26 protein-coding genes are annotated in these 25,603 nt (G+C 36.8%); 9 read left to right on the top strand and 17 right to left on the bottom strand.

Annotation, left to right across the window (positions count from 1 at the left end; all coding sequences use genetic code 11):
- Positions 1-50: 50 nt before the first annotated feature.
- Together MNY28_RS01440 and rd are read right to left on the bottom strand one after the other, a co-directional pair.
- The gene (locus MNY28_RS01440) at positions 51-530 is read right to left on the bottom strand and encodes a cytochrome P460 family protein (protein ID WP_346388689.1); all 480 of its coding nucleotides are present in this window, start codon (positions 528-530) and stop codon (positions 51-53) included.
- On the bottom strand, positions 523-690 hold the full coding sequence (rd, locus tag MNY28_RS01445; protein WP_346388690.1) for a rubredoxin: 168 nt from the start codon (positions 688-690) through the stop codon (positions 523-525). The genes MNY28_RS01440 and rd overlap by 8 nt, the downstream gene beginning before the upstream one ends.
- Before the next feature lie 127 nt (positions 691-817).
- Here rd and MNY28_RS01450 point away from each other — a divergent pair, with 127 nt between their 5' ends.
- From MNY28_RS01450 to MNY28_RS01460, 3 genes are read left to right on the top strand one after another with little or no spacing between them, the layout of a single operon-like run.
- On the top strand, positions 818-2,152 hold the full coding sequence (locus MNY28_RS01450) for a TolC family protein (RefSeq protein WP_151900441.1): 1,335 nt from the start codon (positions 818-820) through the stop codon (positions 2,150-2,152).
- Complete coding sequence (locus MNY28_RS01455) at positions 2,153-3,226, top strand: efflux RND transporter periplasmic adaptor subunit (protein ID WP_346388691.1); 1,074 nt, start codon at positions 2,153-2,155, stop codon at positions 3,224-3,226.
- Positions 3,216-6,308, top strand: a complete 3,093-nt coding sequence (locus tag MNY28_RS01460) for an efflux RND transporter permease subunit (protein ID WP_346388692.1) — start codon at positions 3,216-3,218, stop codon at positions 6,306-6,308. The genes MNY28_RS01455 and MNY28_RS01460 overlap by 11 nt, the downstream gene beginning before the upstream one ends.
- On the opposite strand, the gene truA is transcribed toward MNY28_RS01460, so the two are convergent.
- From truA to coaBC, 5 genes are read right to left on the bottom strand one after another with little or no spacing between them, the layout of a single operon-like run.
- Positions 6,305-7,015 (bottom strand): tRNA pseudouridine(38-40) synthase TruA, encoded by a 711-nt coding sequence (truA, locus tag MNY28_RS01465; RefSeq protein ID WP_346388693.1) that lies wholly within the window; start codon positions 7,013-7,015, stop codon positions 6,305-6,307. The genes MNY28_RS01460 and truA overlap by 4 nt on opposite strands.
- 5 nt (positions 7,016-7,020) lie before the next feature.
- Positions 7,021-8,040: an LptF/LptG family permease gene (locus tag MNY28_RS01470; protein WP_151900437.1), complete on the bottom strand. Its 1,020-nt coding sequence runs from the start codon at positions 8,038-8,040 to the stop codon at positions 7,021-7,023.
- A complete protein-coding gene (locus MNY28_RS01475; protein ID WP_151901523.1) occupies positions 8,040-8,855 on the bottom strand; it encodes an A24 family peptidase in 816 nt (271 codons plus the stop codon). Before MNY28_RS01475 ends, MNY28_RS01470 begins: the two co-directional genes overlap by 1 nt.
- Positions 8,855-9,532, bottom strand: coding sequence for a di-trans,poly-cis-decaprenylcistransferase (locus MNY28_RS01480; RefSeq protein ID WP_346389030.1), 678 nt, complete (start codon positions 9,530-9,532; stop codon positions 8,855-8,857). The genes MNY28_RS01475 and MNY28_RS01480 overlap by 1 nt, the downstream gene beginning before the upstream one ends.
- Positions 9,533-9,535: 3 nt before the next feature.
- Positions 9,536-10,810 (bottom strand): bifunctional phosphopantothenoylcysteine decarboxylase/phosphopantothenate--cysteine ligase CoaBC, encoded by a 1,275-nt coding sequence (gene coaBC, locus MNY28_RS01485; protein ID WP_346388694.1) that lies wholly within the window; start codon positions 10,808-10,810, stop codon positions 9,536-9,538.
- Between the two features lie 123 nt (positions 10,811-10,933).
- Here coaBC and MNY28_RS01490 point away from each other — a divergent pair, with 123 nt between their 5' ends.
- A complete protein-coding gene (locus tag MNY28_RS01490; protein WP_346388695.1) occupies positions 10,934-11,374 on the top strand; it encodes a rhodanese-like domain-containing protein in 441 nt (146 codons plus the stop codon).
- On the opposite strand, the gene MNY28_RS01495 is transcribed toward MNY28_RS01490, so the two are convergent.
- The 10 genes from MNY28_RS01495 to glmU all read right to left on the bottom strand — a co-directional run bounded on the left by MNY28_RS01495 (position 11,371) and on the right by glmU (position 20,718).
- Positions 11,371-12,567 (bottom strand): class I SAM-dependent rRNA methyltransferase, encoded by a 1,197-nt coding sequence (locus tag MNY28_RS01495; RefSeq protein ID WP_346388696.1) that lies wholly within the window; start codon positions 12,565-12,567, stop codon positions 11,371-11,373. The genes MNY28_RS01490 and MNY28_RS01495 overlap by 4 nt on opposite strands.
- Positions 12,552-14,171 (bottom strand): YcaO-like family protein, encoded by a 1,620-nt coding sequence (locus MNY28_RS01500; RefSeq protein WP_346388697.1) that lies wholly within the window; start codon positions 14,169-14,171, stop codon positions 12,552-12,554. The genes MNY28_RS01495 and MNY28_RS01500 overlap by 16 nt, the downstream gene beginning before the upstream one ends.
- A 74-nt stretch (positions 14,172-14,245) precedes the next feature.
- Positions 14,246-14,617, bottom strand: a complete 372-nt coding sequence (locus MNY28_RS01505) for a helix-turn-helix domain-containing protein (protein WP_151900325.1) — start codon at positions 14,615-14,617, stop codon at positions 14,246-14,248.
- Position 14,618: 1 nt separating this feature from the next.
- Positions 14,619-14,918, bottom strand: a complete 300-nt coding sequence (locus MNY28_RS01510; RefSeq protein ID WP_346388698.1) for a type II toxin-antitoxin system HigB family toxin — start codon at positions 14,916-14,918, stop codon at positions 14,619-14,621.
- Between the two features lie 327 nt (positions 14,919-15,245).
- Positions 15,246-15,572: a type II toxin-antitoxin system PemK/MazF family toxin gene (locus MNY28_RS01515; protein ID WP_346388699.1), complete on the bottom strand. Its 327-nt coding sequence runs from the start codon at positions 15,570-15,572 to the stop codon at positions 15,246-15,248.
- Positions 15,566-15,826, bottom strand: coding sequence for an AbrB/MazE/SpoVT family DNA-binding domain-containing protein (locus MNY28_RS01520; RefSeq protein WP_346388700.1), 261 nt, complete (start codon positions 15,824-15,826; stop codon positions 15,566-15,568). Before MNY28_RS01520 ends, MNY28_RS01515 begins: the two co-directional genes overlap by 7 nt.
- A 119-nt stretch (positions 15,827-15,945) precedes the next feature.
- Positions 15,946-17,868 carry an NERD domain-containing protein gene (locus tag MNY28_RS01525; RefSeq protein ID WP_346388701.1) on the bottom strand — a complete coding sequence of 641 codons (1,923 nt, stop codon included), beginning with the start codon at positions 17,866-17,868 and terminating at the stop codon, positions 15,946-15,948.
- 436 nt (positions 17,869-18,304) lie between these two features.
- On the bottom strand, positions 18,305-18,805 hold the full coding sequence (locus tag MNY28_RS01530) for a DNA-deoxyinosine glycosylase (RefSeq protein WP_346388702.1): 501 nt from the start codon (positions 18,803-18,805) through the stop codon (positions 18,305-18,307).
- A gap of 8 nt (positions 18,806-18,813) precedes the next feature.
- A complete protein-coding gene (locus tag MNY28_RS01535) occupies positions 18,814-19,341 on the bottom strand; it encodes a hydrogenase maturation protease (RefSeq protein ID WP_346388703.1) in 528 nt (175 codons plus the stop codon).
- Positions 19,342-19,413: 72 nt separating this feature from the next.
- On the bottom strand, positions 19,414-20,718 hold the full coding sequence (glmU, locus tag MNY28_RS01540) for a bifunctional UDP-N-acetylglucosamine diphosphorylase/glucosamine-1-phosphate N-acetyltransferase GlmU (protein ID WP_346388704.1): 1,305 nt from the start codon (positions 20,716-20,718) through the stop codon (positions 19,414-19,416).
- Between the two features lie 277 nt (positions 20,719-20,995).
- Here glmU and MNY28_RS01545 point away from each other — a divergent pair, with 277 nt between their 5' ends.
- Genes MNY28_RS01545 through fliP form a run of 5 tightly spaced genes read left to right on the top strand, consistent with a single transcriptional unit; the run spans position 20,996 to position 25,600 of the window.
- The gene (locus MNY28_RS01545) at positions 20,996-22,591 is read left to right on the top strand and encodes a phosphoethanolamine--lipid A transferase (RefSeq protein WP_346388705.1); all 1,596 of its coding nucleotides are present in this window, start codon (positions 20,996-20,998) and stop codon (positions 22,589-22,591) included.
- Complete coding sequence (locus tag MNY28_RS01550; protein ID WP_151900419.1) at positions 22,581-23,261, top strand: phosphatase PAP2 family protein; 681 nt, start codon at positions 22,581-22,583, stop codon at positions 23,259-23,261. The genes MNY28_RS01545 and MNY28_RS01550 overlap by 11 nt, the downstream gene beginning before the upstream one ends.
- 48 nt (positions 23,262-23,309) lie before the next feature.
- A complete protein-coding gene (locus MNY28_RS01555) occupies positions 23,310-24,074 on the top strand; it encodes a motility protein A (protein ID WP_151900418.1) in 765 nt (254 codons plus the stop codon).
- Positions 24,075-24,086: 12 nt separating this feature from the next.
- A complete protein-coding gene (locus tag MNY28_RS01560; RefSeq protein WP_151900417.1) occupies positions 24,087-24,866 on the top strand; it encodes a flagellar motor protein MotB in 780 nt (259 codons plus the stop codon).
- Complete coding sequence (gene fliP, locus MNY28_RS01565) at positions 24,863-25,600, top strand: flagellar type III secretion system pore protein FliP (protein ID WP_151900416.1); 738 nt, start codon at positions 24,863-24,865, stop codon at positions 25,598-25,600. The genes MNY28_RS01560 and fliP overlap by 4 nt, the downstream gene beginning before the upstream one ends.
- Positions 25,601-25,603 lie beyond the last annotated feature (3 nt).

The following is a 25,603-nucleotide window of genomic DNA, read 5'->3' on the forward strand; positions in this document are numbered from 1 at the left end:
TCTTTTGAAATATTTATAATTTTTATAAGTGTAGCAAGAAAAGCATAAATTTACTCTTGAAATTCAATTTCTTCCATAACTTTTTCGGTAAAAAGGTAATCGCTCTTTTTGGCAATTTCATGACATTGGATGCAGGATTTGATCTTGCCTTCAAACCAGACATCTGTTCCTGTCTTGTCATAGACTCCGTACCACCAGTCACTGTTTTTTGTATCATACCCTTTATGCATTTTAACCATCACAACAAGACGTGCCAAATAGCTTCGTCTACTGTTTTTTTTATACAAAGGTTTTAAAATTACAGAGCCCTCGGGAAAGAACGACTGTTGTTCGATATACGGTTTTGTCGCAATCTCATTGGTATAAATATCGACTGCCGCATGGTGGTCATGTGAGTGCAGGAGTGCTTTGTTGATTTTATGCAGTTCTCTCCATTTAGGAAAAATAAAATCCTGCGATGCATCATTTTTAGTATACGCCGCAAAAATATTTGCAGTTATGAGCAGAAGGAGCAGGAGTAGATTATTCATCTTCCAAAGGTTCAAAAACATCTTTGGGTTCGCCGCAGTCCGGACATACCCAATCCTCAGGCAAATTTTCGAAGGGTGTGCCTGCAGGTATGCCATTCTCTTCATCACCCGCTTCAGGATCATAAATATAATCACATACGGTACATCTGTATTTTTGCATGAAATATCCTTCATATATAAAAATCAGTTATATCATATCATAAAAAGAGTCAATACAGAATTATGTCCTCTTAACAATGAGTTAATACGAAAGTGTTAGAATTAGCTATATTTTTTACAAGGTCTGGATGAACATGATACAAAAACTGGTTTTAGGTTTTCTTTTGCCTCTTTCGCTGCAAGCGATGAGTCTGCAGGAGACAATAGATGAGGCATTACAGCACAATAACTCTTTGAAAAAAATCTTTTTGGATAAAGAGGTTTCACAAAAAAGCAGGCGTATAAAGCAGGCACAGAACCTTGGTCGATTTGATGCTACCCTCAATTATGACCATTACAACAATGCACGAACACTGGTGCCGTTAACACCAATGCAAATCGTTTCTTCTCCAACAGGTGCCTATGAGATGCCGACAACAAATGATTTGGTCTCTACGGGTATCTCTTACAATGTGACGCTTTTTGACGGATTTGCCAAACAAAACAGCTATAAAATATCGGATTTAGCATATAAAAACAGTCTTTTTAAAATAAAACTTGCAAAAGCAGAGCTCATTTACAATGTAGAAAATATTTATCTCTCTCTTTTATCACTGCAGGAGCAGCTCAAAGCACAAAAAAAGTATATAGAGGCAAAAAAGAGTCTTTACATGTATATACAAAAAGCATATAAGCTTGGAGGAAAATCAAAACTTGACATGCTGGAGGCAAAAAATGCCTATGTGGAAGCAGTGGCAAATAAAAATAAGATAACCTCCAATATAGCAATTTTAAAAGCTTCTCTTTCGCAAATGATTGCCTCGGACAAATTTGACAAAGCAGAAGAGGTCAGTGTCACTTTTGAGGGCTTGCAAGAAGGCGAACCGGACCTTAAAAGCTTAAGCCGATTAAAAATTGCTGCACTAAAAAGCAATATAGCACAAAAAAGAGTCCGTACCGCAGAGGCACTGTACTATCCAAAGGTGGATTTCAGTGCATATTACGGCTACAGTATGGGGCCCAATGCAACGACAAATACTTTTGCTCAGACAGGTGTGACATATTTAAACAAAAATGACTTTAACAGTGAAAATGTATGGCAGATAGGTTTGCACCTGCAGTGGAATCTTTATGATTTCGGAGCAAAAAGTGCAGATGTGGCCAAAGAAAAGATTGCTCTGATGCAGTCAAAAATAGACAAAAGCATAACACGGTTGGAGTTGGAAAAAAATTTAAAAATTGCAAATTCCAAAATAGAAATCGCACAGGCAGACTATACAGCTTTGCAAAGTCAGTATGAACTTTTACAGGAGATAGAAAAAGCCCAGCAGATCAAGTATGAAAACAATGCCCTTTCTCTTGTGGATTTGTTGGATACACAGGCAAAAAAAGAGCTGGTCTATGCCCAAATGACAGAAGCAAAATACGGGTATCAAAAGGCGAAATACTATAAAGAATATCTTTTAGAAAAGGAAGTGAAGTAGATGAAAAAAACTGTATTAATTGTTTTTAGTGTTATTGTAATAGCAGGCGCAGGAATTTTTTTGAAAAAACAAAAAGAACATGTGGCTGCTTTGCCTGCAGCAAAAGAGTATAGTAAAAGTGTAGAGACTACTGTAGCAAAGGAGAAAAATATTTCTCGTACGAGAGAGTTTTTGGCAGAGGTGTTTTCTTTGAAGCAGGCAGATATTGCTTCAAAATTTACAGCAAATATCAAAAAAATATATGTGCATGAAAATGACAAAGTAAAAAAAGGGGAACTTTTGGTGACGCTTGATGATAAGGATATTTTAGCAAATCTTGCATCACTCAAAGCACAGAAAAAAGCATTTATGCTTGATTTAAAAAATGCTCAGGATATTTTGCAAAGAAATAAAAAGCTTTATGCAATCGAAGCTGTTTCCAAAGAGATACTTGATGCTTCGAATGCAAAGTATCAGACAAAACGTTCAGCTGTCAAATCGACGGAGGCAAAAATAACACAAACAAAGGTACAGTTGAATTACCTGAATCTTGTAGCCCCTTTTGACGGTGTTATCGGCTCTAAACTCCTGGATGAAGGGTCCATCGCTCCGGCAGGAAAACCTGTTGTCACGCTCAATACAGAGAAGCAAAAGCTGACTTTTTCTTTTTCCCAAAATCAGATACCAATAGCCAAAGGACAAAAGGTTTACCTGCAAAAAAGCTTGATAGGAAGAGTCAGCAAGGTTTATGATGATGCAAAAAATGCTCTGCTCGTTGCCGAAGTCACACTGCAAAAACGCATAGATTTTGCAAACAAATCTTTTGTTCATATCAACGTTGAAATTGCAAATGCAAAGGGATGCAGTGTTCCTTTAAATGCACTTTTGCATACACAAGAGGGTGTATATGTAATGCAATACAAAGAAGGCAAATTTTCAAAGCTTGCCGTTGACCTGCTTTTGGAAGACAACAGAGCGGCTGTCGTATCTCCATGTCCAAAGTATAGCGTGGCTCTGGGTTCTGAAGCAAAACTTTCTATGCTTCCAGCCTATGGAAAGATAATAATCGACAAGGCGCAGACGCATGAAAAATAGTTTTTCCATAGTGGATTTTTTACTTTCAAGACCCTATTTTATTATTTCATTTTTGGCACTGTTTTTATTTTTGGGCCTTGTCGGGTACAACAAAATAGACAGAAAACTTTTTCCGGATTCCAATTATCCAACTGTAGCAGTGGTAATTGTAGAACCGGGAGAATCAGCGAAAGGTTTGGCGGCAAATGTTTCCATTCCTGTGGAAGAGGAGCTGTATACACTGGACAAAATAAGAAGAGTCTACTCAACAACCATTGATGAAGTGAGTGTGATTTCTGCCGAGTTTGAGTATACAAAAAATATTGACAGTGCTACAAGTGATGTCTCCAATGCGCTTGATAAAATCAGGGCCAAACTGCCTGCATCCATTTTAAATCCCCAGATTATAAAAATAACAGAAGCAACTGCCCCGATAGTGACATATGCAGTCAGTGCAAAAGAGGGAAATGTCTCTTTGGAAGATATCAGGCAAATTGTGCAAACACAGATAAAGCATAAGCTTATTAAAGTACAGGGTGTTGCCAATGTGGATGTATTTGGCGGCTATGAAAAAGAGATAGAGGTTATCGTCGATAAAGAAAAACTTGAGCGCTACAATCTTGATATAGCCCTGGTTGTTGCCAAATTACGGGCAAATGATAATGACTTTGCTATTGGATTTATTACAGGAAAAGACAAAAGATATCTTTTGCGGGCCCAGGGAAAACGTGATACTGTAGCCAATCTGAAAAAAGTCAGTATTACCAAAGAGATACAACTGCAAGATATCGCAAAAGTCTATTTTGGACATTATGACAACAGTGCCGAATACTATGGAAATTCAAAAAATGCTATCGCCATTGCTGTACAGAGAACCGGTAATGCTGATGTAATAAGAACAATCGCACGAGTAGAAAAAGAGATACAAAAACTGCAAAACAAATATAAGAATCTCTCTTTTGTAATTACCGATACGCAAAAAGACACTATAGTGCAAAGTACAAACAATATGTTTGAATCTTTGCGCGATGCCATCATTATGTCGACGCTTGTTGTTTTTTTCTTTTTGGCATCTTTTCGTCAAGTTTTGGTTGTTTTGGTTACCATTCCACTTGTTTATGCTACCACTATAGCCCTTATGTGGATTATGGGTATAGAGTTTAATGTCGTGACGCTTACCGCCATTATATTGGCACTGGGACTTCTTTTGGATGATGCTGTAGTCGTGATGGAAAACATTGAAAGGCATTACAGAGAACTCCATGATGAGATACACAAAGCTGTCTATAACGGAACCAAAGAGATTATGTTTGCAGATTTGAGTGGAACGATCACAACGATGATAGCCCTCTCTCCTATGCTTTTTGTAGGAGGATATCCGCAGACAATTTTCCAACCGCTTGTAGCAACACTGCTTTTGGCACTGGCAGCTTCGTATGTTATATCTATAACGGCTGTGCCTCTGTTGTCACTGAAAATTCTTACCATCAAATCTCCTTTTGTTTTAAAGAGCGAAGCTTTTTTTGAAAAAATCACAGGAGGATTCAGCAGTGCAATCGCCGATTTTTTTGTGCGTGCCGTCTCTTTGGGTGCAAAGAAAAAAAGCATTGCATTGTTGTATGTGGCGGTACTTTTTCTGCTCTTTTTTACAAGTGTCAAAGGTGTTATGCCAACTGTCGGACAGGAACTGATGCCGCCTATGGATACAGGAGGAGTAAGAATCAGCATCACAGTGGATCCGAATCTGCCTATAGAAGCGAGTAAAAAAGTAGTAGAAGAGGCAAACAAAATCATAACAAAACAGGGAGAACTTTTGTATCTCTCAAGTGCCATTGGAAGCGAAGCGGGTGTTATGAGTATAGGAAGCGGCAGTTCTATAGACCACATCAGCATATCGGCAACCTATGTAGACAGATACAAAAGAAAAGAGAGTATCTGGCAGATAGAACGCAAACTGCGTGAAGCACTGAATAAAATAAAAAATGTAAACAGTGTGGATGTTGTAGATTATGGTGCAACAGCGATTGCGAGTCTTCGTGCAAATATTGATGTAACACTCTACAGCGATGATGTGACAAAACTGCAAAAGGCCGGTGACATTGTTGCAGATGCAATGCAACATACAGGCGGGGTCGTCAGTGTTTCAAGAACCTGGCTTGCGAGCAAAAGAGTCTATGAATTCAGTATAGACGAGAAAAAAGCCGCCTATTACGGTTTAAGCAACGAAGAGATAGCCAAACAACTCCAACTCTTTGTACGCGGGGCAAAAGCAGCCTCATTTTATCTGCAAAATAGTGCGGATTTTGGCATAAGAGTATGGGTAGACAAGAAAAAGAGAGAAAGTATTGAAGAAATTAAAGACTATCTTGTTACGACAAAAAGAGGAAAAATACCTTTGCGTGATATGGTAAAGATCACAATGGTGCAGGAGCCGTCTCTGATTACAAGAGAAGGATTGCAATATACTCTGAATGTGTACGGTTTTCGGGAAAAGGCGGCGATTTCTCATATAATGGCAAATTTTGACAAAGCCTTTGCAGGTAAAGTATTGCCCGATGGTGTAACAATGGAGCAGACGGGAGATATAAAACAGTTTAAAAACTCTGCAGGAAGAATGGTAGGGGCCATTGGTTTTGCAGTTATATTGATACTTTTTACCCTCATCGCCATGTTCAATTCTGTAAAAATTTCAATGATGATAGTCTTTTCGATACCGCTTACCATTATAGGGGCTTCGTGGATGATGCTTCTTATGCACTACCATACCTCTATGCCGGCAATGATGGGATTTATCCTCTTGAGTGGTATTATCGTCAACAATGCAATCCTTCTAATCCATTTTGCACTTGAAAAGATGAAAGAAGGATACAGCACTTTTGAAGCAATGGTTGAGAGCATCAAGATACGAACGCGGCCTGTTCTTATGACAGCGTTTGCAACTTCTGCGGGTATGCTGCCTGTCGCGCTTGGATCTGCCATTGGGTTGGAGCGTTTGGCACCGCTTGGAACGGTAGCAATTGGCGGTTTGATTGTAGGTACCTTTTTGACTCTGCTGTTTATACCGCTTGTATTTATCTGGAGCGTGAAACCGAAGGAAGTCTAGTATTTGATTTTTGCAAGATAAAGCCCGTTTGGAGGTGCCGGTTTGATTTTGTACTTTTGGGTGCAGTTGAGCTGTGCTTGTATTGCATCTTTAGTGAGTGTCAAAAGTGCACCGACCATCAGTCTGATCTGGCTGCGCAAAAATCCGTTGGCCTCAAAGTATAAAACAATGTAGTCTTTGTGCTGATAGGCAAAAGCTCTGTATATAATTCTTGTAGTAGATTTTACGTCACTGCCTGTTTTCATAAACTGTCTGAAATCATGCTCTCCGACAAAAAGAGCGATGTTTTGCTGTATCTGTTGCAGGTTTACATCCTCTAAAAAAGTAACAAAATCACTTTCAAAAGGATTTTTCTGTTTTGTTTTAATGATGTAACGGTAGCTTCTTTTTTTTGCACTGTATCGTGCATGAAAATCATCCTTTACATGTATGATTCTTTTTACATGTAAAGCATCACAGAGCATTTTATTGAGAACTTTTTTGAGTTTTTCCATATCATCCCAGTAGGGCGGTAAATCTATATGACAGACCTGCATAGTAGCATGGACGCCTTTGTCAGTTCGCCCGCTTGCCACGACTTTCTGCTCAATTCCCAGTTTTTTCAAAACATTTTCAAGCTCACCAAGGACTGTATCAGATGTCTCTTTTTGTGTTTGAGAACCAAAAAAATGAGTGCCGTTATAGGCTAAATGCAATGCTGCTCTCATGTGAATTAAAACTTATTGACGATAGTTTTTCTATAGATGGCATATGTTATTATCAGCCATGAAAGTGCAACAACAGGAATCGTATAGTATTGAAACATTTTTTCCAAACCTATTGTCATCCCATAAAATAAAACTATGCTTACAAAGAGATATAAATAGACTTTAGACTTCTGATGTCTTACCTGAACTATACCGATGCTTGCGATTAAAAAAAGTGTTATCATCGGAAAGAGACTCAGCAAGGTATCTTTAATGAAGATATGTTTTTTTCTCCCGGCATTCTCTTTTGAGAGCCAGTACTGCAAGGGTTGTTCATAGGTGGTCAAGTCTGCTTTGAGCGTATCGTTGATAAGCATCTCTTGGAAATTTATCTGAGAAAATTTTTCTTTTGAATAACTGTAACCCTCTCCATCCATTAACTGAAGACGTAAAATTCCCGAATCGTTAATAACTTTGGCTTTTTTTGCAGCAATGAGTATCTCTTCTTCCTGTTTTTTGTTAAACAAAAATACCTTGGAAAAGGTACCGTCTTCGTTTTTTGCTCCAATGTATAAAAGCCAGTCCCCAAAACTGTTTCCAAATTCACTAGCTGCAAGATTGAATTTTGCTTCACTCTTTTTATAGGAGAGGAAGTTTTTTGACAAAGTAGTCGTATGGGGTGCAACAACCAGGAAGTTAAATGCCAGCAGCAGACTTAATATGAAAGCAGGTTTGAAAAAGGTTCTGATGATAAAACCCGGTGCAATTCCAAGTGAAAAAATAACGATTATTTCATTGTCATTTGAAAGTTTAAACAAAGAAAGTGTTGCTGCGACAAAAAATGTAATAGGCAGCGTATAAAAAAGAATTTCAGGCAGTATGAAAAGATACAGTTTGCCCATTTCCAAAATAGTCAGTTGAATAACTGCCGTATAGGTAGAGAGTTTAATTAAAAATATTACTGATGCTATGACAAACAACGGCAAAAATATGGACATAAAAAGAGCAGAAAAGTTACTCAGTATATATTTTTTTAATCTCAGCATTAGTAGTTTGCCTCGATGTATCTGAGTATTTGAGAATCATACACATAGACTATGAAAGTTGCAAGTGCCAAAAAAGGCACAAAGGGGACGCGTTGTTCCTCTTTTGATTTGTTAAGAAGCAAGAGCATAACCGGCAAAGCCAAGAGGGCTGAGAGAAAAATGGCAACAAGACCAAGTTTGACTCCTAAAAGTGCGCCCATTGCAGCCGCTACCATAATGTCGCCTTCTCCCATAGCTTCTATAAAAGGTGTCCTGTCATAGTGCCTGTTCCAGGATGTTTTCGTTTTTAGTCCGGCTCTAAATACAGATGATGTTAAGTAATAAGAAAGAGTAAAACGCAGGAGTGTAAAACCACCGGCAAAAAGGAGGGCGTTTTCCAGGTTAAGAACAAAACCTTGAATACTCCATGCGCCGAGTATGGCAAAGAAAATAGCCAAGAGGTTGAGTGAATCGGGTACCATTTTGTATCTGAAATCTATAACCGAAAGCGCTAAAAGCATCAAAAAACTCAAAGCTATGAAAAATGCCGGCAGATTCAGTCCGAATTTATTGGCAAGAATGACAAAAATAAAACCTGAGAGAAGTTCTATAAGCGGGTACTGCACAGAAATATGTGATTTGCAGTAGGCACATTTTCCTGCTAGAAAAATCCATGAAAAAAGCGGAATGTTATGCCAGGGTTTGAGCTTTTCATTGCATGCAGGGCAGTGTGACGCATCAAAAACAACGCTTTCTCCCTTTGGTATGCGAAGAATGACAACATTTAAAAAAGAACCAAAAAGTATACCGAGTATAAAAGCTATGCCAAGTTCCATCATTTTAAACCACCAAATCGTCTTTCAATTTTTGTAAATTTTTGTAGAATTTTTTCTAATTCTTTACATGTAAAGTCCGGCCAGAGCGTATCTGTAAAAAAAAGCTCTGCATATGCCGACTGCCAAAGCAGAAAGTTTGAAAGCCGCTTGTCTCCTCCGGTACGAATGAGTATATCTACGGCTACTTTGCAGTCAAGTGCATTGTTAAGCATCTCCAGTGTGATATTTTCATCCTGTTTTTTTAAAGAATTTATTGCACGAAGAATCTCGTCCTGCGAACCGTAGTTCAGGGCAAGACTCTGCACCAACCCGTCACAATGCGCCGTTTTTTCTTCTACCGTTTGTATGGTTTTTTGCAGTGATTTTGAAAAAGCACGAATGTCACCGATAGCTTCAAATCTGACATTGTTTTGTAAGTAAGAGGGCAATTCGTCTTTGAGATATTTTTCCAAAAGTTTCATTAAAAACTCAACTTCGAGACGTGGTCTTTTCCAGTTTTCCGTTGAAAAGGCATAAAGTGTCAGGCGTTCTATATCTTCATCATTTGAACAATAGGTTGTGATTGCTTTGACGACTTTTGCACCTGCTTCATGCCCTTTGACTCTTTTTTTGCCCTGTTGCTCTGCCCATCGTCCATTTCCGTCCATTATGATGGCTATATGTCTGGCCTTGTTCATCATCTATTCTTGCAGCTCTTTTGCATTTTTGATTATTTCAAAAGATACATGCAGTTTGTCCGCTTTTGGTATGTGCACATTTTTTTGTGGTGTAATAAAGTCTATTTCATTTTCGTCACTGCCAAAGCTTGAGGCATTTTGTAAAACATTGAGACAGACTGCGTCAAGTTTTTTCTCCTGTAACATTTTTTTTGCATTTGTTTCGGCTTTTTCTTTCTCCATTTCTGCTTTAAAACCTATGACTGTAATGCCTTCTTTTTCAATTGTACTTAAAATGTCAATATTTTTTTTCAGACTCAGTTCCCACTTTTCACCCAAATCCTCTTTTTTAAGTTTTGCATTTTGAGGAAATTCAGGAACATAGTCACTCACCGCCGCTGCCATAAAGAGATAGGGCTTTTTTTGGATAAGATGAATATGCTCGTCACGTATGAGTGTCGCTTTTGAAAGCTTGCCTTTTTTTGCAATGCGTATGGAATCGACAAGATACTCAAGCATCTCCTGTGTGTCTTCTACGTCTATTTTATGCATATTGACAGGCAGGTCACGGTCAAATTTTGTGGCGATGAGATTAACATCTGCCCCTTTTAAATAGAGTGCCGTTGCCAAAGCCGATGCCATTTTTCCGCTTGAAAAGTTTGAGATGTAGCGCACTTCATCTATTTTTTCTATCGTGCCTCCGCCGGTTACTATCACCCGTCTGTGTTCCCAAAACTCCTCTTTTAAAAGTTCACGGCAGGTTTGATAAAAAATATCCAAAGGGTCGGCCATAGCGCCGTCTCCGACAGTCTTGCAGGCCAACTCTTTTGTCTGCGTCTCTAAAATAGTATAGTTTGCAATGCCGAGCATCTTCAAATTTGCCTGAGTGATTGGATTTTGGAGCATATTTGTATTTGCCGAGGGTGCCAAAATTTTCATACCGCTAAAAGCAAGCGCGCATTGCAGCAGCATATTGTCTGCAATGGCATTGGCAAGTTTGGCGATGGTGTTTGCCGTTGCAGGAGCAATGACCATGATGTCTGCCCATTGGGTGATTTTAATGTGGTTATGCTCATTTGCCCAGGACTCGTTTGTGTCATCAAGGACCTGATTTGAAGTGAGTGTTTCAAAAGTGAGCGGAGTTATAAATTTTTTTGCACTCTCACTCATAACAATCTTTACCTCTGCTCCGGCTTTAATGAATTCTCTGACGAGTTCGAGTGTTTTGTACACAGCAATAGAACCGGTTACACCAAGGAGAATTTTTTTATCTTTGATTAAATTTGTTGGAATATTCATTCAAAATCTCTTCATTATATTTTCTAGTATTTTATCTAAAAATACTTAGAAATACTAAAGGAACTTAATGATTAAGCTGTTTGGTTGTATACTTTAGTATGCAATACATGTAAAGGAGCTTTCATGAACCATAACGAACAGATGAAAAAGTATTACGAAAGGTGTGATATTGACCTTATCAAGGGGCATTTAAAAGAACTGCTGACTGCGGCAAAGAAAGAGATAAAGCAAATTCAGGTTGAAGAGATTGACTTGGAAAATATGGTTTTGATTGATGTGCGGGAATCTGACGAGTTTGCAAGCGGTGTCATCCCTGCTAAAACTGTTTTTACCATTCCTCGGGGGAAATTGGAATTCGCCGTTGATGACAAACTTGTTGATTTAAGTGATCATCAAATAGTCTGTTATTGTCTCAAAGGGGCTAGAGGTCTGATGGCTGCAAAAACCCTCAAAGATTTGGGTTTTAGCAATGTTGTCAATCTCGAAGGCGGTATTTCAAGTTGGGTAAATGCGCATAAACCGATAAAAAATTATCTCGGATATTTTATTCTTGAGACAAACTAAAGTTTTTTTATAAAAACGACTTTGAGGTAATTACCCTCTTGAAATTTTTCTGCCACGCGAAAATCTTTTGGAAGAGAGTAGCGTTTTAGCACTTTGTATTTTATTTTTACATCTTTGAAAGCTTTATCTATGAATCTGCCAAAAGTCATCATACTGAAATTGGCAGCATTGGTGGAAGCTACGATAATACCGCCTTTATTTGTTATTTGTATGACCTCTTTGAGCAGCTTTACATAGTCTCTGTTAGCGCTGAATGTATGTTTTTTTGAACGTGCAAAACTCGGTGGATCAACGACAACCATATCAAAAAGCAGTTTTTTTCTCACGGCATATTTAAAGTATAAAAAGACATCTTCAACAATGATATTTTGATTTTTCAAATCAATGTTGTTGATGGAAAACTGTTCTTGCGTTTTTGGTAAACTTCGTTTTGCCAGGTCAACGCTTGTCGTGCTTTTTGCACCGCCAAGGGCTGCAAATACTGAAAAAGCGCCCGTGTAGGAAAAAGTATTTAAAACGGTTTTTCCTTTTGCATATTTGTCACGAATGGCTTTTCTGACCTCTCTTTGGTCCAAAAAAACTCCCACCATTGCCCCATCATCCAAATAAACGGCAAAATTTGCCCCGTTTTCCTTTACATGTAAAGGCTGCGGTGCTTTTTGTCCAGATACAAAGTCACTTTTGTCATCGAGATACATGCCTTTTGTATTAAAGCGTTTTTTCTGATAGATTCCTTTAAAGTCGATACTCTGTTTAAAAGCTTCGAGTATACTCTCTTTGAATGTATAAATACCGATGCTGTACCATGTAAAGAGATAATAGCCTTCAAAATAATCAATACTCAAGCCGCCGATGCCATCGCCCTCACCGTTAAAAACCCGAAAGGCAGTTGTTTGCGTGTCGGCAAAGAAATCTTTTCTGTAGGAGAGTGCCTCTTTGATTTTTCTTTTGAAAAATTCGCTGTCTATGGTTTCATCTTCTTTTTGTGAAAGAACCCAGCCATGCCCTTTGTTCTGTAATCCGTAGTAGCCTTTTGCAATGAATCTCTTTTTTTTGTCATACAAGTGAAGCAGACTGCCTTCTTCTTCGAGTTTATGCCAATCTTCAAAATACTCTTTCATAAGCAGAGGATAACCGTTTTGTATCTGCTGTGTAAATTCAGGTTTGAGTATCAGGTCTATTTCATTGTGCATTTTTTTCTCTCAAGTTTGTCATATAGGTTCAGCATATTGGTATAGTCTTTATGCAGCGTTGTTTCTATTAAAAAGTCTGTATTATTGAGAATACCCAAAGATTTTACTACTTTTTCTTTGGAAAACACCTCATATAAAGCTTCTTTGTACTCTTCATAATCAAGTTGCATCTCCTGCATTCGAGCAAGTTCTACTACGAGATGACCGAGTTTGTTTGTCCCGTATTCCAATAACTCCAGTGCCTCGTCATACTCACCCAGGCGCAATAAAATCTGTGCTTTAAATTCAGCCATTGTAAAATTTTTCACAAAGATGACACCGATGTATTTTTCCATATTGAGTGAGTCTTCCAATGATTCAATCTCAAGCATAATTTCCTGCGGGTCATATTTTGTAAAATTGAGTACCATATCACGGATAAGTTTGCCGTTGTTTTTGTTGTTATATATCAAATCCTCTATGGGATAAACTTCTGAAATACCGGGAACAATGATTTGACAGGAGTAAAAATCGAGGTAATCATATTCTCTGATGTAAAATTCTTTCTCCATATCTTGAAGAATCTTTGTAAGATAGTTATATTCATCTTGCGTGGAGTTTCCTTTATACGAAAAAGGAGAATACCCAAAACTCTTTTTGGCACTCAAAAAAGGAAATCCGAGTTTGCCGTTGGAGTCTATAAAGTGTGATTCAAGGTTAAAACTGTCTGAGACAAGACTCATGTCAAAAGTAGGCACTTCAAAACTGTCAAGATTTTCAAGAGAACGTCCCTGCATAAGCTCGGTCATTGTGCGTTCAAGTGAGACTTCAAGAATAGGATGTGCTCCAAAAGAGACAAAAAGTGTAGCATTCTTCGGATCTATCAATGAAATGGCAGTGACGGGAAACTGTCCGCCCAAAGAAGCATCCAACACTTCGACCTTATAGCCGAGTTTTTGCAATGCCTGTACATCTTCATAGACTTTTGGAAAACTTGCAACAACGTCATCAGGAAATTTCGGCAAAGCATAGCCGTTTTTAATGATAGCGATTTTTGCATAGCGCTCAAAAATCTCACTCAGAGCCTGCACCTTTGCTTCCAAAGGGGTGTTTCCCGTCGCCAAACCGTTGCTCACGTAGAGATTGCTTAAAATATTAAGCGGAATGGCAACACGCTCCTGTGTGGATTGTTTGACAAAAGGAAGTGCGACAATTTTGTCTTCATAGTCGCTGTTGAAATCCACCAAATCTTCAGCTGAGAGATTGTTCTCAGGGTTGTACACTGCCATAAGTTCATCGCTGAGATACGCTTCATCAAAAGAAAAAACAACTTCATCAGGATAATATTTTCTCTTTGGCAAATGAAAATCTATAAAAAAGTTGTTTGTCTGCAGACGCTCAATATATTCACCCAAAGCACTTGCCACAGAAGCATCGCTGAGTACACCTTTACCGTTGGAATAAATATGTCCGGGTGCTTCTTTTGAGCTGAGATTCACCGAATAACAGTGAGTGAGGGGATTTTTGTGTTCTTGAAAAACCGTTTCGCATCCGACATCAGACAAAACAGCCTTCATCGAAGATATAGAGCTTTGAAGCGGAGCTTCTTTTGATAAAAAATTCATTAAATATTTTTTCCTGCATTGTTTTTATTGAGTAAAGTTGGCAATCATCATTCCTAATCTTTATTTGTTAGCATTTAAGCACAGTTAGTCTTGTAGTCTAAAAAAAGACTTTCTACTGGTATGTGCAACTGCTTATGTAAATTTCTTATCATCTCAATAGTGAGTTTTCTTTTTTTATTTAAAATTTCAGATACTCTAGATTTACTTCCAACAATAGAAACTAAGTCTTTTTGCTTTAAGCCTTCTTGCTCCATTCTAAACTTAATAGCTTCTATTGGGTCAGGTGCTTCAATTTTATAGTGTTTTTCTTCATAAGCCTCTACTAAAGTTGTTAAGACTTCTAGTTCATCCATCTCTGGTGTATTTGGTTTGGCACTCATTAAATTTTCAATTCTTTGCAGTGCTTCATTATAGTTTTGCTCATTTTTGATTGGTTTAATATTCATCTTATAAATCCTCCATTTTAACTTTATCGTATTGTTTATGTGTTCCAATAAATTTTACAAAAACAATTTTTGCATAATAGTTTATTGAAACTATCAATCTATACTTATTTCCAGCAATATTGAAAACAACTTTTTCATTTCCAATAATACTAGCACTTCGATACATCTCTTTTACTTCATTTGGATTATTCCAATCAAGTTTTAGAACTTCTTTATGCCAAGCTTCTAAAGGATTTTTAGAATCTGTGTATTTTGGCTGCTCGTAAAAATCTTTTAGTTTTTTCTTTGAAATTATTCTCATAGATGGATTGTAACACAGTTCCCGTTTATAGAACTTAAATTATATACAAGATAAAATTTTTAGTGGTTTGTTCGGAGTTCAGCTTCGTTTTGTTATATTTTACACCCTAGATATTTAATTATAGGGGGTGTAATTCGTAATTTTTTGGTGTATCTTTGCTTATTTGATGAGCTTTTTTTGTATCTCATTCTCCATAGTGTGACCACATTCTTAAAACTCTTACTATTTTATCAAGTTCTTTTACTTCATAAACCAACCTGTGCTATGATGGATAGGCTCATTCATACTTCACACAAAATTGAACTTCTCTGATTTGTTATCATTCTTTTAATAGTCAAACATTTCTACTAAAAGTTGAGCTATAATCTTTTGTGTTTTAGTATCTACTCTTCCTAATATTTTAACTATTCTTGACTTATCAATAGTTCTTATTTGATCTAACAATACTAAACCATTTTTAGCTTCAAATTTTATCTTTGGTCTAAATATAAAATCAAAACCTATACTCGTCATAGGTGCTACAATAACCGTTTTTAGCATACTCATTTCATCTGGAGATATAATAATACACGGTCTTGTTTTTTGTATTTCTGAGCCTACTGTTGGATTTAGTTTAACTAAAACTATATCAAATCTTTTAATATTTTTTACCATTCGTAATCTTCTAAATCACTGTCATTGAGCATATCATTTAAAATTGCTTCATCTTGAATATTTTTATTTTTTAATAAAACTTCTTGAATATTTTCTTGCCATTTTTCTCTATTTTTTATTTCTATAGGTTTAATCAACAAACCATCTTTAACAACTTCAAAATCAAGCTGTTTGTTTTCAAGATGTGCTTGAGCAATTATTGGTTTAGGGATTCTTATACCTTGTGAGTTTCCTATTTTTGTAAGCATTGTCATTTAATAACTCCAAATATATTTGATATGTAATTATATTGTAATAACACTGAAATTGTCAAGTCTTAGAGAGTGATTTTATGATAACGGTTGAAGATAACCATAAATTGCCGCTAGGTAATTTATTGGCTACTCTGTTTTGTTATAACTCTTTCTAAATCTATGTTGAAAAAGTCGTTATATTTGCTGTTTTCTTTTGTAAAGACCATTATATTAAACTTACTTCTAGTTATTCCAGCATAAACAATCTCTTCATTATCTTCTTCATCAATAATTAGAAATAATGTAGGAACTTCATATCCCTTAAAACTATGTATAGTAGATAGTTTCATCATGCCATTATTTAAATTAAATCCAATTTTTTTTCTTTTTCTAATATTATCTATTTCTTGTGGAAACTTTTTACTCATTTCTAATGTCTCAAAAGTCGTCAATGTTTTATCTGTATGATTCTTTCGTATATTATAGTCAATATTTTTTAGTAAATCTATATTTGAGCATAAAATCGCTACATCATTTGGATGAATGTCATAATCTCTAATTTCTTGGATTATAGTTGATGCTATTTCATTGATTTTATCGTTTTGATAACTTTTTATTTTGTATATATCTAATGACAATGAAGGTTCATTTTTAGTATCTTCATATGTGTCTATTTCATATTTATCTTTAAAAAATGTTGTTTGAAATCTTTTTGCTAAGTCTAATATTCTACCACCATTTCCTTGATGTCTTATAGACTTATTTAATGCTTCCCATCTACCAAATCCTTGAACTATTTTAGGTTTCTTTTCGCTATCCAATTCTCTTTCATATATATTTTGTTTCTCATCACCAAAGAGTACCATTTCTGAATTTTCTTCTAAAAAATATTTTCTAATTATTTTTATCCATTCTGGTTTATAGTCTTGAATTTCATCTATAAAAATAGATTTGTATTTAGGAATGTCATTTTTATACTGTTCAAAAAGTTTTGCATTTGAATAGTAATTGTCATCTAAAAATATTGATAATTGATTATGTGCTAAGTCTTCAGGTATTTCTATTTCAATACCTATATTATTGAATAATTGAGTTATAAGTTGATGATAGTTTGTAATATAAAAATATTTCCAGCTAAAGTCTTCTCTAACATCACTTATTTTGTCATGAATATAACTTCTTAATGTAATATTATATGTAAGGATTAACACTCTATTCTCATGTCTTTTATACGCATTGACTGCTCTTTTTGCTAATACAACTGTTTTCCCAGATCCTGCAACACCTTTTATTTTTTGGTGTATTGGTTTGCTAATAGATAATTTTTCTTGCTTTTTTGTATAGTCAATTTTTATACCTTGATTAATTGTATGAAAGGGAGGTTGTAAATAGCGTTGAAACTCTTTGTATATATGTTCTGTGAAAATCTTTGAATCAATTGATGGTAAATGTATTTTATTAATATTATCATTCCCTATTGAATGATAATTCAAATCTCTTTCAATTTTCAATTTCTTTCTTTTTTGATAATCTAATTGTTTCTCATATTTATCATAAGAAATAGTTTTATTCTTAAATGATTCATGTAAATCATATTCAATTTTTTTATATTCATTCATGACATTACTAAAAAAATCTGAAAGACTTCGTTTAGTCGCATGATGAAAATATACATATGAATTAATGCGTCCAAAAAATTGTTTATTTTTTAGTTTTGCTTCTAGCATTCCATCAATATGTAAATTAAATAGATTTGTTTTGTATCTAAAAACTTGTTGAAATGGAGATTTTAATAAAGCTCCATTTTCTGTAAGATGCCAGTGGTTATTTTTATCAATATTATATAAGTTTAGATTCCAATCTTTTACTTCAATAATTGCAACCCCAGCATCTTTTTGAACTAAAATAATGTCAGGCATATCACCATTTAAAAAAGGTTGAAAATATATTTCTACACTCTCAGGCAAGTGCTCGAGAAGATAGTTTAATAAGTACCATTCACCATCTGTAGGTGCTACTTTAAGTCTTTTAATATTTTCAATTGTAGGTAATATCTTTGCCATTATCTTCTCTATATATCAATTTTAGATTAAGTTGTTCTGTGGTTATAACGGGGGCGCGGGTGAATGACGGCGACATCTGAAAATTTATTTTCTGATGTTGTTGCTCATTCCTCCCGCTTATTATCTGGCGCTGTGCGACAGATGACTAGCGGGTGTTCAACCCGCGCCCCCGTTATCCGGTCACGCAGTGAGCGGATAACTATTTATCAACAAACAGTATATTCCAAAAACACTTAAATTAACAAATAACATACACTTTATATGATTGTTAATTTTTGATATTTATTGAAAAATATGCCAAAACATTATTTTTTTAGTTGATTTGAAAAAATACAATACCATTATTAAAAATAAAGTATATGTTTTATGCTGTATTTATAAATAACAGCTCATTTTGTATGTTATTTGTCATATATATCGCATAACATGCAAAATGTTACTGAAAGGGATGAGGCAAAGCCTCTTTGTATTTCGCAAGTTTTTCTTCAAATTTCATACTGGCATAGGCTGGGGAGGTTGAGGGGAGCAGGACTTTTTTGATTTTCAGATGTTTGTACTCTTTGTCAAAAATCTGTTGTGCTTTTTTGCCTGTAAACAATATGGTTTTGATGTTTGGATATTCTGCTAAAAGTTTTTCAAAATCATTGACTGTGATATTTTTCAGGTTGGTATCACTGGAATTGTTTGCATCTCTTTGCAGACTTGCAGCACTGTCAAAAAGGGCTATCTTGTGTTTTTTGCACAGGGCAGTTTTATCTTCTTTTGTCTGAACAGGTTCTTTGTAAATCGCAGCCAATATAGGCCAGAACTGATTCCGTGGATGGGCATAGTAAAACCCCTCTTCAAAAGATTTTATACTGGGAAATGAACCGAGTATAAGCACTTTTGAATCAGCAAATATAACAGGTTCAATGGTGTGAAAATGAAGTGACTGCAATGTTTCGTCTAACTGGTGAGATCAGCTGTTATATTTTCCAGTGTATGTTTTTCGGCTTTTTCTTCACAGTTGATACCTTTGTCTTCAAGAGATTTTATTATCATTAAGACATAAGCATCAAAGGGTTTGAGAAGTGAACTGCTTAAACCTGTTCCTGGCTCAATACTCTGGGGAATAATCGCAAGAAGCGTGACTTTTGGTAAAGTTTCTCCTTGCCTCTCAAGCAAATTAAGACACCCGAGTACTCCGGTTTCGTCATCATCTTCATTTGTGCTGAAACTGCGAAAGGTCTCCATAGGGAACTGATACATTGAACCTGGAGCATCCTCAATTCCGATGACATCAAGGACAATTATTTCTTGATATTCCATAAATATATTGAGCAGTTTTTTTCCTTCAACTCCGCCGTGAATAATATCCACCCTGGGTTGAAAAGTGTAGTTGGACTCCAGATATTTACTCGCATATAAAGCGATACCTTCATCTTTGTGTAATGTATTTCCGATACTTAAAATAGCAATTTGTTTTTTATTCATGTGGCATTCTAACAAAATTTTTTACTTACAAAATAAAGAAATTGAAATAAGTGAAGTTTTTTATGCAAATGTCTATTTCTTCCCAAAAAACTTATAATAAAAATCTTTTACAAGGCGCATTTTTGTCCGGCTGAGAACCAGATTACCGCTTTTAATTTTGCCGCTTGTTACTGTCGTTCCTGCTGCTATCATCACGTCATCTTCTATGGTTATTGGGGCTACTAGCTGAGAATCGCTGCCGATGAAGACGTTTTTGCCGATGACTGTTTTGTATTTTTTAACACCGTCATAGTTACATGTAATGGTTCCCGCACCTACGTTTGTGCCTTCGTCTATCTCAGCATCGCCCAAATAACTCAAATGTCCGGCTTTTACCCCTTTGAGGGTTGATTTTTTTACTTCTACAAAATTCCCGATGTGGGTGTTTTCTATGTTTGAAAGCGGTCTTAAATGCGCCATCGGTCCACAGTCGGAGTTTTTCATTATACTCTCTTCTACAACGCTGCCGGCCTTTATATGCGAGTTGATGATTTTGCTTTTTCCGGTAATGCGACAGCCGTTTTCTACGATGCACTCGCCTTCAAAAACAACATCTTCTTCTATATAAATCGTTGCAGGAAGCTGCATCGTCATACCTGCATTCATCCATTTGGTGCGAATTCTGTTTTGCATGATCTCTTCGGCATCTGCGAGGTCTTTTTTGGAATTGACCCCCTTAAACTGTTCTTCATCAACAAGCAGGGGAACAATGCTGGACTCATCCTCATTTGCCATGGCTATGATATCGGTAAGATAGTATTCTTGTTGCGCATTGTCATTGCTTAAATCAGGAATATACCGCTCTAAAATTACTTTTGAAAAGGCATAGACTCCGGCATTGACGGTGGTGACATTTAGCTCTGCATCATCAGCGTCTTTTTGTTCTACGATGTATTCAACATGATTGTTTCGTATAATGACGCGACCGTATCCGTCAGGGTTTTCAAGATCAAAAATACTCATGATGATGTCTGCTTCAAGTTCCAAAAATCCTTTGAGTGCATCGGCTGTAATGAGTGGCATATCTCCGTTAAGAACCAACACCTTGTCATATTTTGGTTCTACCTGCATCATGGCTCCGCCGGTTCCTGGAAAATTTTGAGTGTCTTGCTCGACAAAACGAATGTTTTCAAAATAATTTTGCATTGTTTCAATGACCGCTTCTTTTTGATGGGCAACCACTACGGTAATATCATCAGAAATTTTACGGGACTCTTTTATAATATGGTAGAGCATAGGTTTTCCGCTGATTGAATGTAAAACCTTTGCTTGCGATGATTTCATACGGCTGCCTTTGCCGGCTGCCAAAATTATTATGCTTATTTTCTCATTTTTCATGTCTGCTCTTTATCTGTTTTTTATGTATCAAAACTCAGTTATGTTTTCTTGGAACCGGTACTTCAGTGCCGGCCATTGCAATATTCTTGCCGCTCTCAGCCCGCACTAAAGTACGGGTCCCAAAAAGTTACTTTAAAGTGTAAATATAAATTAATTTTAATTACCGCAGTTTTAATGTGTAATGTTACCATTATTTAATTATAAAGTGTATAATTTCAAACTTATTTATGTTTGCTTACATGTAATAAGATATTTTATACTAAAGAAGATTTTCCCCTTGAAAAAAATTACACAAACACAACTCATCATCTATGTCAGCATATTTTTTATTCTTTTTGACAATTACAGCTTTTTTCACAATGTATTGCAGGTCTATCCGCTGAACTGGCACAATATAGGCTTTTTGATTTCCCTTGCGGTTATTCTAGTCTTTTTTATGATATTTCTACTGAGTCTGGTTTGTTATAAATACACACTCAAACCGATTTTGATTACACTTTTGCTGGTTTCATCGCTGACAAACTATTTTATGAACAGTTATCATGTGGTGATTGATGCAAGTATGATTCGAAATACTCTGCAGACAAATATGCACGAATCACTGGATCTGGTAACGCTTAAACAGGTTTTATACTTTGTCTTTTTAGGTCTTTTGCCTTCTTATTTCGTATATAAGGCAAAAATTGCGTATAGACCTTTTAAGCAGGAATTTTTCGCACGTTTAAAACTTATAGGGCTCTCTTTGGCGGTTATTGTCGCGTCATTCTTTTTGTTTAGCAAATTTTATACATCTTTTGTCAGAGAGCATAAGCCCCTGCGTTATACAATAAATCCGGCATACTGGATGTACTCCATCGGAAAGTATATCAATCTGACATTTAACAGCGGTCCGCTTGTTGTCAAACCGATAGGACTTGATGCCAAAATAGTCAATGACGACAATCGCAAAAAACTTGTTATTATGGTTGTGGGTGAAGCAGCGCGAGCGGATCATTTTAGTCTCAACGGCTATAAAAGAGAGACGAATCCTCTGCTTGCGCAAGATGACATCGTGGATTTTCCGAATTTTTACTCTTGTGGCACTTCTACTGCTGCATCTGTGCCGTGTATGTTTGCGAAATACGGCAAATCAGACTACAGCTACAAAAAAGGCATCAGTACCGAAAATGTGCTGGATGTTTTGAAACATACAAAAGATGTGGCAGTTCTCTGGAGGGATAACAACTCAGACTCCAAAGGCGTAGCACTGCGTGTGCCGTATGAAGATTATAAAATTCCCAAAAACAACACTGTGTGCGCAGACGGAGAGTGCAGAGATGTCGGCATGCTGGTCGGACTTGACAAATTTATACAAAAGAACAAAGGCAAAAATATTTTAATTGTGCTGCATCAGATGGGAAATCACGGTCCTGCCTATTATAAACGTTACCCAAAAGCGTTCGAGAAATTTACGCCTACATGTAAAACAAACCAGTTGGAAAACTGCACACAGCAAGAGATAACAAATGCCTATGACAATGCTATTTTGTATACCGATTATTTTTTAGACAAGACGATAAATTTTTTAAAAAAATATGAGAATAAATACGATACAGCTATGATATATATGAGCGACCACGGAGAGAGTCTGGGCGAGGGCGGTGTCTATCTGCACGGGCTTCCTTACTTTATGGCTCCTGATGCGCAGGTGCATATCGGTGCCTTGATGTGGTTTGGAAAAAATATGGCAAAAAGAGTGGATGAAGATGCCTTGCGAAAACGTAAAGATGAAAAATATACACAAGATGATCTTTTTCATACATTGCTGGGCATATTTGATGTACATACAAAAGAGTATAACAAAAAGCTGGATATTATAAAAGATGAACATTAACCAGCAACTCGTTGTTACTTTTATACTTCTGCTTTTTAGCATCATTTTTTTCGGGATAAGCGATGTAGATTTGCGCCTGCAAGATCAGTTTTTTGATTTTACGACGCATAAATGGGTTCTTTTTTGGGGTGAGCAGCCTTACAAGTTTATATTTTACGACGGTATTAAAAAACTTCTCATTGCCTTTGCTGTGAGTCTGTTGCTTGCACTTATCTTTTTTAGAAAAACAAAACTGGTCAATGACTACAAAAGAGGCATGATTATTGTCATACTTTCTGCTATATTTGTGCCGCTTATTGCAAGTTCTATAAAAGGAGAGACAAATATGCCCTGTCCCAAAGATGAAGTAAGATATGGCGGAGTGTATCCCAGAACGGCAGTCTGGCAAAATTATACTCACGAATTTAAACTGCATCATCACAAAAGCAAATGCTGGCCTGCCGGACATGCAAGCGGCGGATTTGCGCTTTTGAGCCTGATATTTTTATTTCACAAACGGAGAAACAAAATCATTGCCTCTGCAGTTGCTTTGACAATCGGGTGGAGTATGGGGCTGTATAAAATGGTTATCGGCGATCATTTTTTCAGCCATACGGTCATTACAATGATACTTGCATGGCTGATTATATTACTCATCGCAAAGATAGTCAATAAAATTTACTCTTTATAATAATTGTGCTATTATAATGTAATTATAAATTTTTCATAAGGTTTTTGGATGGATTTAGGTACGGTCATTGGTATTGTTTTGATTATGGCTCTTTTGCTCGGGGCCATGACAATGGGTGTTGGTGTCGGTGCATATATCGATATTCCTTCTGTTTTAATTGTTGTCGGCGGTAGTATCGGGGCTTTGATGATCTCCTTTAAACCGGCGCAAATGAAAAAATTTACCAAAGTTTTTATGAAAGCTATCAAACCTGCCGAAGAGGATGTGGGTGAGCTTATCAAAAAACTGGTAGAGTTTGCAACCAAGGCAAGAAAAGACGGTATTTTGGCATTGGAAAGTGATGTCAACAATGAAGAGAATGAGTTCTTGAAAAAAGGGCTCTCCATGGCAATTGACGGCAGTGAGCCTGATACGATTCGTGATTTGCTCGAAATTGATATGGAACAGACAAGTACCCGTCATAAGATTCATGCTTCTATATTTAACCAGTGGGCAGGGCTTGCCGGTGCGATGGGTATGATCGGAACGCTCATCGGACTTGTTGCCATGCTTTTAAATATGGCGGATCCTTCTGCTATCGGTCCATCAATGGCAGTTGCTTTGCTTACAACCATGTACGGTGCAATGATAGGTAACATATTTGGAACACCGATTTACAATATCCTGACTATCAGAAATGATGAAGAGACTATGCTTAAAGAGATGATTCTTGAGGGTATTATGTCTATTCAGTCCGGTGATGCGCCTAGAGTGCTTGAAGCAAAACTGCTTGCCTATCTGGCTCCTGCTGACCGTGTCAGTCAGTTTGAATAACGGACAGCACTGATGGGTAAAAAAAAGTGTCCTGAATGCGAGGAGTGCCTCCCTGCATGGCTCGCGGCGTTTGGAGACTTAATGTCTCTGCTTCTGTGTTTTTTCGTTTTGCTGCTTTCCATGTCAAGTATGGATGCAAAAAAGATTTCAGAAGCGATAGGTTCACTCTCAGGGGCGATGAGTGTCCTTGAGGGCGGTACGCAAACAGAAATTTCAAAAAAAAGAATGCTTGAAGCCACGCCTATAGACTCTCAGGACGAAACGAGTGAAGTGGTCAACAGAGTACAGCAGGCTGCAACTGATGCGAATGAGATGATGGAAAAAACACAGTCTCCTGCGATTACCGTAAAAGAGGCTCAGGACGGTTTTGTTATAAAACTGCCGGCAACACTGTTGTTCAAACCAGGCAGTGCAACGATAGAAAACCAGGACGCTTTGTTGTTTTTGAAGCGGATTACGCTTATTATTCAAGAGTTGCCAAATGATATGCTTGTGGATGTACAGGGACATACTGATGACAGAGATCCCGGACCGAACAGTCCTTATAAGGACAATTGGGAACTCTCAACTGCAAGAGCGTTGGCGGTTTTGCATGAGTTGATTTTAGACGGTGTTGATCCTGCACGTTTGAGTGCAACAGGTTTTGCACAGTATCAGCCCATAGCGACCAATGCAACAGCCACAGGAAGAGAAAAAAACAGAAGAGTTGAATTGCATTTTTATGGGAAAAAAAGTGAAGAAGCGCAAAATATCAACAATTCTATTTTAGATAAAACAGTCGAGAAAAAATGATAAGAGTTCTTTTTTTACTTTTGGCATTGAGTGCTTTGGGTTTTGGGGCAGAATCGCCTGTTGTGCCTACAATGAATCTCAGCCTTTCTGCTCCTGATACACCGCAACAGCTTGTTTCTTCTCTTAATGTACTCGTTGTTCTTACCTTGCTTTTTTTAGCTCCTTCGATGGTCCTTGTAATGACAACATTTACACGATTTGTCATTGTGTTCGGGTTTTTACGTCAGGCACTCGGTACCCAACAGGTTCCTCCGACGCAGCTTCTTGTCATGCTTGCAATGATTTTGACTTTTTTTGTGATGGAACCCATAGGAACAAAAGCCTATGAGCAGGGTATCAAGCCTTACATAGCCAAGGATATAGGGTATGAAGAGGCTTTTACCAAAACTACTCTGCCTTTTAAAAATTTTATGATTAGAAATACCAGAGAAAAAGATCTGGCGCTCTTTTTGCGTATACGAAAAATGGAAAATCCGAAAACTGTGGCAGATGTTCCTCTCTCAATTGTTATTCCTGCCTTTATCATCAGTGAATTAAAAACCGCTTTTGAGATAGGCTTTTTGCTCTTTTTGCCTTTTTTGGTCATAGATATGGTCGTGGCCTCTATTTTGATGTCTATGGGTATGATGATGCTGCCTCCTGTTATGATCTCTCTGCCTTTCAAAATACTTGTTTTTGTATTGATTGACGGCTGGAATTTACTGATAGGCAATTTGATTGCCTCCGTAAAATAAATA

The organism is Sulfurimonas sp. NWX367, assembly GCF_039667065.1.
GTDB lineage: Bacteria > Campylobacterota > Campylobacteria > Campylobacterales > Sulfurimonadaceae > Sulfurimonas > Sulfurimonas hydrogeniphila.